General features: G+C 65.7%; 8 protein-coding genes. 2 read left to right on the top strand and 6 right to left on the bottom strand.

From position 1 onward, the window contains the following. Positions 1 to 32: 32 nt before the first annotated feature. Positions 33 to 884: an AraC family transcriptional regulator gene (locus tag XF30_RS30730; protein ID WP_036027245.1), complete on the bottom strand. Its 852-nt coding sequence runs from the start codon at positions 882 to 884 to the stop codon at positions 33 to 35. Between the two features lie 61 nt (positions 885 to 945). Between XF30_RS30730 and XF30_RS30725 the strand changes: the two genes are divergently transcribed. Next, entirely contained in the window at positions 946 to 2118 is a 1173-nt protein-coding gene (locus XF30_RS30725; protein ID WP_109144742.1) for an MFS transporter, read from the top strand. A 392-nt stretch (positions 2119 to 2510) separates the two neighbouring features. Next, a complete protein-coding gene (locus XF30_RS30720) occupies positions 2511 to 4778 on the top strand; it encodes a cation:proton antiporter domain-containing protein (RefSeq protein WP_109144741.1) in 2268 nt (755 codons plus the stop codon). Here the strand turns inward: XF30_RS30720 and XF30_RS30715 are convergent. From XF30_RS30715 to XF30_RS30695, 5 genes are all read right to left on the bottom strand, one after another. Beyond that, positions 4775 to 7927: an efflux RND transporter permease subunit gene (locus XF30_RS30715; RefSeq protein WP_109144740.1), complete on the bottom strand. Its 3153-nt coding sequence runs from the start codon at positions 7925 to 7927 to the stop codon at positions 4775 to 4777. The genes XF30_RS30720 and XF30_RS30715 overlap by 4 nt on opposite strands. 12 nt (positions 7928 to 7939) lie before the next feature. Further along, positions 7940 to 9136 (bottom strand): efflux RND transporter periplasmic adaptor subunit, encoded by a 1197-nt coding sequence (locus tag XF30_RS30710; protein WP_192893296.1) that lies wholly within the window; start codon positions 9134 to 9136, stop codon positions 7940 to 7942. Positions 9137 to 9310: 174 nt separating this feature from the next. Further along, entirely contained in the window at positions 9311 to 10291 is a 981-nt protein-coding gene (locus XF30_RS30705) for an NAD-dependent epimerase/dehydratase family protein (RefSeq protein WP_109144739.1), read from the bottom strand. 67 nt (positions 10292 to 10358) lie between these two features. Continuing rightward, positions 10359 to 11432, bottom strand: a complete 1074-nt coding sequence (locus XF30_RS30700; protein WP_109144738.1) for a hypothetical protein — start codon at positions 11430 to 11432, stop codon at positions 10359 to 10361. Between the two features lie 82 nt (positions 11433 to 11514). Beyond that, positions 11515 to 13005, bottom strand: coding sequence for a flavin-containing monooxygenase (locus XF30_RS30695; protein WP_109144737.1), 1491 nt, complete (start codon positions 13003 to 13005; stop codon positions 11515 to 11517). Positions 13006 to 13104: the final 99 nt, after the last annotated feature.

Raw genomic sequence — 13104 nt, 5'->3', positions numbered from 1 at the left:
CGGGGCATCCAGTACGCCGCAGCTTCTCGATTCTAGCCGAGCCGTCTCGGCGTACTGGGTCGCCCGGTCAAGCCGGGCGACGACACCGCGTGTGCTGCAAACTCCGTCGGCGTCCGACCCGTCACCTGGCGGAATGCGGCCGAGAACGCCGGCACGCTGGCATAGCCGAGCTGGGTCGCGAGCTGCTTCACCGACACGCTCGCATCCGTCGATATCCGCTCGATCGCCGCCGCAATCCTCGCGCGCTGGCACCAGCTCTTGAAGCTCAGCTGCGTCTCGCTCGAAAACAGCCGCGACAGCGTACGCGCGGAGGTTCCGACCGCGCGCGCCAGCGTGTCGATGTCGTGCAGGCCGGTGGGATCGTCGAGCACGATCATCGCCGCGCGGCGGCAGCGCGCTTCGCGCGGCAGCGGCACGAAGGTCGCGGAATCCTCGGCCTGGTGCAATTCCAGCATCACCAGGCGCACCAGGAGCTCGGTGCGCTCTTCGGTGTTGCGCCCGTCGAACAGCGCGAGAATCGCCTGATTGAGCAGCGGCGACACCCGCACCACGAATTCCCTGGTCAGGCCGTCATAGCGCTGCTCGCGCTTCAGCCAGGACAGGTCGAAATACAGCGTGCGCATCTCGATGTCGGCGAGCAGGTCGATGGCATGCTCGAGCCCGGCCGGCACCCAGACCGCGCGGTCCGGCGGCACCAGCCAGCGTCCGGCGGGCGTCGTCACCTGCATCGTGCCCTTTGCCGCATAGATCAGCTGCGCCTCGCGGTGCATGTGCAGATCGATCCGCATCCCCTTGGGATAGTCGCGGGCGACCAGGTGCACGCCCGCGGGCGAGCGGTGGTTGCTCCGGACCTCCCGCAGGATTGGCGTTTCCAAGACAGTCATTGGCAGCATCCCGTCATGGGGAGGACATATAACTCATTTCGGAGCAGGAGAGGATTCGGGAATGAACAGCCCCAGTCGGGTCATCGGTTTCGTCAACGCAGGTCATTTCATCGACCATTATTCGATGCTGATCTTCGCCGCCGCTGTCATCATCATGGGCCCGGCGCTCGGCATGGCCTATTCGGAACTCTTGCCCTACGCGACGCCGGGCTTCGTTGCCTTCGGCGCCGGCTCGCTGCTCACCGGCTGGCTGGGCGATCGCTGGAGCCGCCGCCACATGATGCTGATCTTCTTCGTCGGCATCGGCCTTTCGATGATCGCGGTCGGCTTCGTGCAGACCCCCGTGCAGCTCGGCGCGGCGCTGCTTGCGATCGGCATCTTTGCGTCGATCTATCATCCCGTCGGCACCGCCATGATCGTGTCCTACGCCGACCGGCTCGGCCGCGAGATGGGCATCAATGGCGTCTGGGGCAATCTCGGCGTGGCGTCGTCGGCCCTGGTCACCGGCGTGATCGGCCAATATCTCGGCTGGCGTTTTGCGTTCATCGTTCCTGGCGCGGTTACGGTCCTGATCGGCATCGCCTTCTCGCTGAGCGTCGTGCATGAGGACCGCAAGGGCTCGAAGCAAGCGGCGGCGCAGGCGCGGGTGGCCAGGCAGGACATGTGGCGCGTGATCCTGGCGCTGCTGATCGTGGTGATCGCGATCTCCACGACCTTCAACGCCGTCACCGTGGCGCTGCCAAAGCTGTTCGCCGAGCGCCTTGCGGACCTGACCAAGAGCCCGGCTCTGTTAGGTGTCATCGCCGCCGGCGTCTACGTGTTCGGCGCGATGACGCAGTACACGATCGGCCGGCTGCTCGACCGCTACTCCCTGAAGACGGTGGCGCTGCCACTTTCCTTCATGCTGGCGCCATTCCTGTATCTGGCCGCGAGCCTGTCCAACCTGCCGCTGATCGTCGTTTCGATCGGCATCGTCATGGGTGCGTTCGGGCAGGTGACGGTCAACGACGCCATGGTCGGCAAATACACCACGGAAGAGTGGCGTTCGCGCGCCTATGCCGTGCGCTATTTCGTCGGTTTCACCGCGGCCGGCGCCTCCGTCGGTCTGGTCGCCTGGCTCTATGAGCGGGGCGGATTCGTCACCATGCTGCACGCCTTCGCCGCCCTCTGCCTGCTCGCCATCGCCGCCGCGCTGATCCTGCCGCGCGAGATCCGCACGCCGCAGGTGGTGTGAGGGAGACTCTCTCCACCGTCATTGCGAGGAGCCCTTGCGACGAAGCAATCCAAATTGCCGCCGCGGAAAAATTCTGGATTGCTTCCGCCTTCGCCAAGGCTTCGGCGGACAAGTCGCTGCGCTCGGAATGACGGAGAATGAGGAGGCACCCTCGCCATGCCACCCACGATGCCATTCTGCCAGTGTTTTGCCCGACGGAGCAAGCCGTTTCGGCAAAGCCGAACTTTTTGAAAGTTTTCAACGGCATCCCTACTGTGCATGGGGTTGTTTTCGCGTTTGGCGTTTTTGCCCCCTCCGTCCCGTCGTGCGCGGCAGGAACTCCCGCCGCCTCCCGCGGGTTCTATCCCCGTGGCCCCGACAGCGGGGCCGGGTAAAGGGGAAATGACGCCTGCATGCTGTGGACCTTGCTCCGGCCGGTCGGCCTCGTCCCCGCGGCGCTCATCCTCACCACCATTGCGGCCGGCGCCGAAGCGGGCAAATCGGCCGGCCCGTCCGAATTCCTGCTGGTGGCGCAGATCGTCCTGCTGATCGCGGTGGGTCGCGGCCTCGGCGAGATCATGATGCGCATCGGCCAACCCTCGGTGATCGGCGAGCTGCTCGCCGGCATCATCCTGGGGCCGTCATTGCTCGGCTGGATTTGGCCCGAGGCGCAAGCCGCGATCTTTCCCAACACGCCCGAGCAGAAGGCGATGATCGCCGGCATCGCCCAGTTCGGCATCCTGCTGCTTTTGCTGCTGACCGGCATGGAAACCGACCTCAAGCTGGTCCGGAAGGTGGGCAGGGCCGCGATCGCGATCTCGATCGCTGGCATCGTCGTGCCGTTCGCCTGCGGCTTCGCACTCGGCGAGTTCCTGCCGGATGCGCTGCTGCCCAATCCGCAGGAGCGCCTGGTGGCGTCGCTGTTCATGGGCACGGCGCTGTCGATCTCCTCGGTGAAGATCGTCGCGGTCGTCGTGCGTGAGATGAACTTCATGCGCCGCAACGTCGGGCAGATCATCGTCGCGACCGCCGTGATCGACGACACCATCGGCTGGATCATCATCGCCGTCATTTTCAGCCTCGCTTCGCAAGGCTCGCTCGACATCGCTTCCGTGACCAAGTCGGTGCTGGGAACGCTCGCCTTCCTCGCGGTCAGCTTCACCATCGGCCGCCGCCTGGTGTTCCAGCTGATCCGCTGGGCTAACGACAATCTCGTCAGCGCGGCCGCGGTCATCTCCGTGATCCTGCTGCTGATGAGCGTCATGGCGATGATCACGCATCTGATCGGCGTCCACACCGTATTAGGTGCCTTCGTCGCCGGCATCCTGGTCGGGGAATCGCCGATCCTGACGCGGCAGATCGACGAGCGCCTGCGCGGGCTGATCTCAAGCTTCTTCATGCCGGTGTTCTTCGGTCTCGCCGGGCTCAGCGCCGATCTCACGGTGCTGCGCGATCCCAACCTCCTGATGCTCACCGGCCTGCTCGTCGTGATCGCCAGCGTCGGCAAGTTCGGTGGCGCGTTCGTCGGCGGCACCGTGGGCGGGTTGAACGGGAGGGAGTCGCTGGCCCTCGCCAGCGGCATGAACGCGCGCGGCTCGACCGAGGTCATCATCGCGACCATTGGCCTGTCGATCGGCGTGCTCAGCCAGAACCTGTTCACGATGATCGTGACGATGGCGATCGTGACCACGATGGCGATGCCGCCGATGCTGCGCGCGGCGCTGGCCAGGCTGCCGATGAGCGCGGAGGAGAAGGAGCGGTTGGAGCGCGAGGAGTTCGAGAGGCGCGGCTTCGTCGCCAATCTCGAACGTCCCTTGCTCGCCGTGGACGAGAGCGTCAACGCCACCTTCGCCGCGCATGTCGCCGGACTGATCGCCGGCATGCGCGGCCTGCCGATCACGGTGCTGCATATCGGCAAGCGCGCCGAGGAACAAGAGAAGGGGCGCGGCGAGGAAGTGAGCCACGAAGCCGTGGTGAAGAAGGCGGCCGAAACCGTCTCCGCCAACAGCGACAACGATGCCGGCAGCGTCGATGTCATCAGCCGCACCAGGCGCGCGGAGCTTGGCGAGACCATTGCCGACGAGGCGCGCAAGGGCTTCGATCTCCTGGTCGTCGGCATCGCCAAGGTCGCCGCCACCAAGGACCGTTTCGATCGCAAGGTCGAGGGTATTGCCGCGAAGTTCGAAGGACCGCTTGCGATCGTGGCCGCCAAGGGCAAGCACCTGAAACAGCCGATGCCCGAGGCGCTCAACATCCTCGTTCCCGTGTCCGGCAGCGCCGTCTCCAAGCGCGGTGCCGAGGTCGCCGTGGCGCTGGCGCAGGCCGGCTCAGGTTCGCTTCGGGTGGTCTATGTAGCGACGACGCGCGACAAGGGTGCGCAGCGCGGTAGCTCGCGCGGGTTGAGCCAGGAGACAGGCATCCTCAAGGACACCAGCGATCTCGCCGCCCGCTACGACGTCGACATCACCACGACCCTGCGCGTGAACCGCGCGCCGGAGGCGGCGATTCTGCGCGAGATCGACACCACCGACGTCGACCTCGTCGTCATGGGCGTTGACCGGATCCAGGCCGACCATCTCTCCTTCGGCGGCGTCGCCGATGCAGTGCTGCGACAGTCGAAGGTCTCGGTGCTCCTGGTCTCGAGCGGCGAGGCGCGGCAGGCGCCGGCGGAGCAGGGTTAGGGCTTCACCTCCGCCACCGCCTGCGGCTTCTTCTTCGACGACCGCCAGTTCTCGAAACACTGCACCACGACGAAGAAGGCCGGCACGAACAGCACCGCAAGGCAGGTCGAGGCCAGCATGCCCGAGAATACCGTGATGCCGATCGACTTGCGCGCGCTGGCGCCGGCGCCGGTGGCGAGCACCAGCGGGACGACGCCGAGGATGAAGGCGAACGAGGTCATCAGGATCGGCCGGAAGCGGGCGCGCGCGGCCTCGATCGCGGATTCGATGATCGGCTTGCCGTCGCGGCCGTGCAGCTCGAGCCCCACCTCGACGATCAGGATGGCGTTCTTGGCCGACAGCGCGATCAGGAGGATCAGGCCGATCTGGCAATAGAGGTTGTTGTCGATCTTGAGGGCGGAGAGGATCAGCATCGGCCCGAGCAGCGACAGCGGCACGGCGAGAATCACCGAGATCGGCGCGTACCAGCTCTCGTACTGGCCGGCGAGCACGAGATAGACCAGCAGCATGGCGAGGCCGAACACCCAGTAGATCTGGTTCGAGACCGCCTTCTCCTGATACGACATCGCGGTCCATTCATAGCCGGTGCCGGGCGGCAACGTCTTGTCCGCGATTTCCTCCATCAGCTTCAGCGATTGGCCCGACGAATAGCCCTGCGCCGGCAGGCCGATCACGGTCGAGGACGGATAGAGATTGTAGAGGCTGATCAGCGACGGGCCGGTGGCCGGCGTGATCTTTGCGACGGTGCCGATCGGGATCATGTCGCCATTCGAGTTGCGCACCTGCATGTTGGCGATGTCGCGCTCGGTGACGCGGAAGGCGGGATCGGCTTGCGTATAGACCTGGAACACGCGGCCGAACTTGTTGAACTGGTTGACATAGGAAGAGCCGAGATAGGTCGACAGCGCCGAGAACACCTGATCCGTGGTGACATGAAGCGTCTGAGTCTTGACGCGGTCGATCTCGACGTTGAATTGCGGCACCGAGGAGCGGAACGAGGACTGCACGCGCTGCAGCGCGCTCTGGCTTTGAGCGTTGGTGACCATCGCGCCGGTGATGGCCTGCAGCTTGGCGAAATCGCTGTTGCCGTCGCGCAGCTCGACCTGCATCGAGAAGCCGGCGGCGTTGCCGATGCCCTGGATCGGCGGCGGCGGCAACACGATGGTGCGCGCCTCCATGATATCAGCGAGCTTGTCGTTCAGGCCAAAGACCAGCGAGCGCAGATCCTCACCGGGCCCTTTACGCGCGTCCCAATCCTTCAGGATGATGTAGGCGACACCGGCATTGGCGAGGCTGGCGCTGTTGTCGAGCGCGGAGATGCCGGCGATAGTGATGACCTGCGCCACGCCGGGCGTGTCCTTGATCAGCCCGCTCGCTTTGTCGAGCACGGCCTGCGTCCGCTCCAGCGCGGCGCCGTCGGGCAGCTGCACCGCGGCGATCAGATAGCCCTGGTCCTCGATCGGCAGGAAGCCGGTCGGCACCCGCGACAGGCCGTAGCCGCTGGCGGCGATGATCAGCAGTGCGAACGCGACCGAGATGGCGGCGTGCTTCACGAGGAACGTGATCAGCCGCGTGTAGCCGCGCTCGACGCGGTTGTAGACCGCATTGAAGCCTCGATAGAAGAAATTGCGCTGCTCCGGCGGCACCGCCGGCCGCAGCCACAGCGCGCATTGCGTCGGCTTCAAGGTCGCGGCGTTGATGGCGGAGAGCAGGGCGGTCGCGGCGATCACCAGCGCGAATTGCGAGTAGATGCGCCCGGTCAGTCCGGCGAGGAACGAAGCGGGCAGGAACACCGAGATCAGCACCAGCGTGATGCCGACGATCGGCGCGAACAGCTGGTCCATCGCGCGGATCGCGGCGTCGTGGCCGTTCATGCCCTGTTCGATGTTGTGGGCGGCGCCCTCGACCACGACGATGGCGTCGTCGACCACGATGCCGATCGCGAGCACGATCGCAAACAGCGTCGACATGTTGATGGTGAAGCCGAGTGCCGCCATCGCGGCGAAGGCGCCGATGATGGTGACAGGCACGGTCGTCGCCGGCACCAGCATCGCGCGCCAGTCCTGCAGGAAGATGAGGATCACGACCAGCACCAGCAGGCCGGCCTCGATCAGGGTCATATAGACCTCGTGCACCGAGGCCTCGACGAACTTGGTGGTGTCGAACGGCGTGTCGTACTTGATGCCTTCGGGGAAGCGCTTGGCGAGCTCCGCCATCTTCTTCTCGACGGCCTGCTCAACCTGCAGCGCGTTGGCGCCCGGCGACTGGAACACGCCGATGCCGACCGCGGGCTGCTTGTTGAGCGAGAAGATCTGGCTGTAGGTCTGCGCGCCGAGTTCGACCCAGCCGACGTCGCGCACCCGCGTGACGTCGCCGCTCGTGCCCGTCTTGACGATGATGTTCTCGAACTGGCCGGAATCGTCGAGCCGTCCGTTGACGTTCAGCGTGTACTGGAACGCTTGTCCCGGCGGCGTCGGCGGCGCGCTGACCTGACCGGCGGCGACCTGCTGGCTCTGCTGCTGGATTGCCTGGATCACGTCCTGCGGCACCAGGCCACGCACCTGCAGCTTGTTGGGATCGAGCCAGATCCGCATCGAGTATTGCCCGGCGCCGAATACGGTGACGTTGCCGACGCCGGGCAGGCGCGAGAGCTCGTCGCGGATGTTGATGGTGGCGTAGTTGCTCAAGTAGAGGCTGTCGTACCTCGCATCCGGCGAGGTGAGCGTCACGAACAACAGGATCGAGGTCGACCGCTTCTGCACGGTGACTCCCTGGTTCTGCACGGCTTGCGGCAATTGCGACAATGCGCTGGAGACGCGGTTCTGCACCAGCACCTGCGCGAAGTTGAGGTCGGTGCCGATCTTGAAGGTCACGGTCAGCGTGTAGGTGCCGTCGGAGCCGCTGTAGGATTGCATGTACAGCATGTCCTCGACGCCGTTGACCTGCTGCTCGATCGGCAGCGCCACGGTATCGATCACGGTCTTGGCGCTGGCGCCGGGATAGCGCGTGGTGACCTGCACGGTCGGTGGCACCACGTCGGGATATTGCGCGATGGCGAGATTGAACAGCGCGACGCCGCCGATCAGGATCATCAACAGCGCGATGACGTTCGAGAGGACCGGCCGCTCGATGAAGAACTTTGAGATCATGGCTGGCAGCCCCTACTTGCTCGAGGCCTGCGTCTGCTCGATCTTCGTCACCTGCGGGTCGATCTTCTGGCCCGGGATGACGCGCAAGAGCCCCGCGGTCACGACGCGATCCTCTGGCTTCAGGCCGCTCTCGATCACGCGCAGGCCGTTGTCGACCGGGCCGATCTGTACCTTGCGCTGCTCGACGACGTTGTCGCTGTTGACGACGAGGAGATAGCGGCCGCCCTGGTCGCTGCCGAGCGCGGTGTCGGGAACGAGCAGGGCGCTCTTCTCCTGATCGAAGGGCACGCGGACCCGGACGAAATAGCCAGGCAGCAGCACCCGCTTGTCGTTGGGAACGAGGCCGCGCACGGCCAGCGTGCCGGTCGACTGGTTGAGGGTCGGCGAGACGTAGTCGAGCTTGCCCTCATGAGGGTAGCCGGTATCGGTCTGCAGCCCCACTTGAATCGGGAAGTGCTTCATGTCCGCGGGCGTCAGTCCGCGACGGGTCGCCTCGGCGCGGATGCGCAGCACGTCCTGCTCGTTGACGGTGAAGTTCACATAGATCGGGTCCATCGCCACGATGGTGGCGAGCTGGGTCGGCGAGGAGACGCCGACGAGCTCGCCGATCGAGACCATGTGCGCGCTGACGATGCCGTCGAACGGTGCCGTGACCTTGGTGTAGCCGTAATTGACTTCGGCGAGCTTGGTGTTGGCTTGGGCCTGCTGCAGATTGGCCTGGGCGTTGTCGCGCGCGGAGGTGGAATTATCGAGCGTGGCTTGCGAGACGGCCTGGCGCTGCACCAGCTCGGCCTGTCGCTTGTAGTCGGCCTCCGCCTGCCGGAGCGAGGCCTGCGCGCCGACCTCGGCCGCTTGAGCCTGCTCGAGCTTGAGCTTGTAGGTCTCAGGCTCGATCGTGAACAGCTGGGTGCCCTGCTTGACGAACGTGCCGTCCTGATAGTCGATCGTTTGCAGAAAGCCCTGCACGCGCGCGACGAGATCGACGCTCTTGATCGGCGCCGTGTTGCCGGTGGCCTCGATGTAGCGCGTCACCGGACGCTGCACCGGCGTCGCGACGTCGACCTTGGGCGGCGGCGGCGCCACGAACGTGTTCTTGTCCTCGCAGCCGGCGAGCGCAGCCAATGCCGCGGTTGCAGCGAGTGCCCGACCGATATGTTTGCTCGCTGCTCCATTGCGTCGTGCGGGAGATGCGGGATTGGCGCGCGTCATTCGGTGGTCCCCGATTGCTGTCTGTCGGTGCGGCAGGCTACCAACAAACGGGCAGTCGTGGAACACCATAGCCATGGCGGTCACGGGTCTTGCACCGAAAACGGCAGTGTGGCTTTTGACAGATTTGTCACGACAAGGCGCTTCTTCACCGGCGAACGATTGGCCCGTCCGCACCTAGAGCTGGCGCGCATGCCACGCCGCGAGCACATCCTTCTCGTCTTCGGCAGTGAGACCGACGACGGGCCCGTTGACGGCGTTGAGCCAATCAAGCGTATCGCGCGCGGTGTCTCCCGGCGGTCGCGAGGTCAATCCGGCCGCGCGTGCCGGCGAGGTATCGCGCGTCAGGAAGCCGGCGTAGTCCGGCAATGGCAGCCACATCGGTAAGGACCGCGGGCCCGCCCAACGCCTGACGTCATGCGCTTCCAGAAAGGCGCGATCGATCCAGGTGAAGGTGCAGGACGCGTTCAGCGCGGAAGCGCATTCGCTCAGGAATCCGCCGCGCGTGCGGATCGGCCCAATCCCGTCATAGATGCCGACGAGACCGCTCTCTGCCGCATGCACGATCCATTGCGCGAGATCGCGCACGTCGATGAACTGGACCGCATCCTCCGGCGATCCCGGCGCCAGCACCTCGCCGCCGCGCGCAAGCCGCGCCGGCCAATAGGCGAACCGTCCGGTCGGGTCCTCGGGGCCTGCGATCAGTCCGGCGCGGCAGATGAAGGCGTCATCGCCGACCGCCTGTTCGCAGGCGACCTTGGCTGCGCCGTAGATCGCCTCGGTGCTGTGCTCGATCTCTCCCGCAACAGGCTCGCGCAGCGGCGCCGTGTCGGCGCGTTGCCCCGGGATGCGGTTGTCCGCATAAACGCTGATCGTCGAGACGAAGGTCCAATGCACGCCCGGCCGCTTCAGCGCGGCGACTGCGCGACGGACCTGGCCGGGATGACGCGAGACATCGACCACGGCGTCGAATGTCTCACCCGCGAGCGGCGCAAGTCCGTCGGCCACGTCGCGGTCGATCCGCAGGAAGCGGGCGCCGGCGGCAATCGGCCCCGCAAGGCCGCGGGCCGCGCAGGTCACGTCATGCCCGCCAGCGGAGGCATGGCTTGCGATCGCCCGGCCGAGAAACTGGCTGCCGCCGAGAACGAGAATGCGCATGAAATGGTCCGTGGGGTCGATGCCACCGCGAGACTACAACCTGCGCTGGCAGTTGCAACCCGCTTTCTCAGCGTGTCCTGATCTCGGCGTATTTCGCCATCGCTTTCTCGAACTTCCGGTTGAACAGCCACATCGCGGCGAAGATTTCGCGATAGCTTGCCGAGGTTTTCGCCCGGTCGGCCCGTCCGAAGGCAAAGATGCTGTTGTTGCGCAGGTATCCCATGATTCTGGGGCTTGACACCCGGTAATTCAGGAGATCGCCCGATTTGAGCGCGGACCGCGTCGGGGTTGGAACGATCTGGATCAGCTGGAAAAGCTTCATCTGGTCGATCGTATCAGGCAGCGTCTTGACGATACCCGGAATCTCGCGGAACAGATCGGAGTGCGCGTTCATCAACCCGTTGCGGACGTTGGTCCAGTGGTTGAAGCGCTGATCGGTGCCGCGGGCACGCGCCTCCTCCTTGTCGTCTCGCGCGCTTAAGCCCGGGTCGATCGCAGCTACGTCGCCCTTGATCTTCTCCCATTTCCGCCGGCCGTTGCGGTCTTCGGAGGGGCCGGTCTGGAAGCTGCCCATATAGGTGTTCGAGCGTGCGTTGCGGACGTTCTGCTTGCCGTTGGTCTCCGCAAAGAACAGCCCGAGGCTGATCCGCCCCGCAACTTCGGCATGTTCGGGCGCGAGGCCCTTGGCGCGCGCGATCGCAACGGCGAGATCGACGACGTCCTTGAACGGCGTCGGCGAGCTCTGCGCGCTGGCAGGCGGCGCCTCCATGAGGTCGAAGAGCCTGCCGTATTCGTCGACCAGCGGCTCGATCTCGGCGTCGAAATAGACCGGAGGAATCTCGAACTTGTTGGGCCGGCCGATCCGCGACGGCATGACGTCGGTGAGGTCCTTGTAGCTGCTGATCACAGCGACGCGCGCGAGATAGAGCGCCTGTCCCGGCAGGTTCGGCAGCGGCTCCTTCGCCTCGATCTGGCGCCGCCGCTCAGTGAGGATGGATTTGAAGTCGCCGAGCGCGCGCTCGTAAGCCGCGAGCGCCTCCGATTGCTGTGGCGTCGGCGCCGCCTTCTGCGCAACGGTGGGCACCGCGCCGAAGATGGCAACAGCCGCAAGGGCCGCGGCGGCAAGTCGTCTCGATCCCATGGCCGATCCTATGGCTGGTTCCCGTCGATTCGATGGCCAGCGAGATCGTAGACGTCGGAGGCGAGCCGCCGCAATTCTCCTTTCACGCCGCCCGGTAGTCCGGCGCCGTCGCCAGGAACTTGGCGTAAGCATCCGCATCCGGCGGCTGGAAGCGGCCCGCGAGTCCGCCGCGCTTCTGGTTTTTCGCGCCGATATCGGCCATCAGCTCGTCGAAATGGCGGTAGTGATAAGGGGCGACGCAGAGGCCGCCATAGACGCCCGCGGCCGGCCGCTCGACGCGCTTGAAGTGCAGCATCATCTCGATGTTGTCGCGCATCGCCTGTGCCGTCGGCTGGTTCGCGAGCTGGCCGTCGGCATAACGCACCAGCCAGTTCGCCGCGAGGTCGGCGCAGAGCACGGTGCAGAACGAGGAGTTGAAGCCGACGAAGCCGAGCTCGGGCAGATCCGGATTGGCGATCAGGCGATAGAGCCGGTACTGCCCGTCGGCATCGACCAGTTTCTGCCGGTAGGCCTCGGGCAGGAACGGCACGCCGAGCTTGTAGCCGATCGCGAGCACGGCGACGTCGGCGCCCACGCGCTCGCCACCACTCATCACGATGCTGTCGCCCTCATAATGGTCGAACGTGCCGAACACGGCCTTGATGCGGCCGTCGGCGACCATCGGGTAGAAGCCCGGCGTTGCGATGGGCACCGAGCAGTTGACGCCGTCCTCGATGCGCTCCTTCGGCACCATGTTGCAGCGGCCGAGCTTGAGCTGCGCCTTCAACAGGCTCTCCAGCCCGCGCCAATTGGCCCAGACCAGCGGCGCGGCGAGGCGGTGCGCGAGCCGCCCCATCGCGCTGATGCCCCAGCCCGGAAACATCTCCTCCTGCGCGCGGATGTAGAGGATGCGCTTGAAGTTCACGAGACCGCCGATGAAATAGGGAATGCGCCAGACCGGCTCACGCATCACGATGGTGACCTTGCGCGCGCCTGACTTCACCGCATTCACGGCGATGTCAGTCGCGGACTTCGAGCCGCCGAGGACGACGACGCGGCGTCCCTTCGCCAGTGTCGGATCGCCATATGTCGACGAGTGCAGGATCTGGCCGCCCTGCGCCAGAAAGCCGTCCTCGCCGGGGCAATGCAGCTCGCGCGGCTCGTTGAACTGCCCGGTGCAGACCGCGACGAAATCGAAATCCTCGCTCGTGGTCGTGCCGTTCTTGTCCTTCAAGGCGAGCGTCCATCCCGGCCTGCCGTCGGCACGGCGCGCCATGCCGGCGACTTCGGTGTTGAGCCGCAGCATGCGCTCGAGGCCAAAACTCTTGGCATAATCGGCGAGGTAGGCGTGGACCTGCGGCCCGGTCGGCCATTCCGGATAGGCATCCGGCATGGCGCGGTCGGTGTAGCGGTAGAGCTCCTTCGGGCTCTGGGTCTGCACCTCGGGGTAGGAGCGCGCCGGCTCCCAGACGCCGCCGAGATCTGAGCTGCGCTCGACGATCGTGACGCGGTGGCCTCGGGTGGAGAATGCTTTCGCGGCGGCAAGGCCGGAGACGCCGGCGCCGATCACGCAGACATGTTTTGGGCTGACCATGGGTTTGCTCGATGTGTTTGGCGCGCAAGCGGCCGCGTTCGGCCACAAGGCGCGGCCGGCCGGGGCTGCAAGCAGATGCAAGCGGAGGAAGCGGCGACG

It is taken from the genome of Bradyrhizobium sp. SUTN9-2, from assembly GCF_003122645.1.
GTDB lineage: Bacteria > Pseudomonadota > Alphaproteobacteria > Rhizobiales > Xanthobacteraceae > Bradyrhizobium > Bradyrhizobium yuanmingense.
This window is presented reverse-complemented; position numbering and strand designations above follow the sequence as displayed.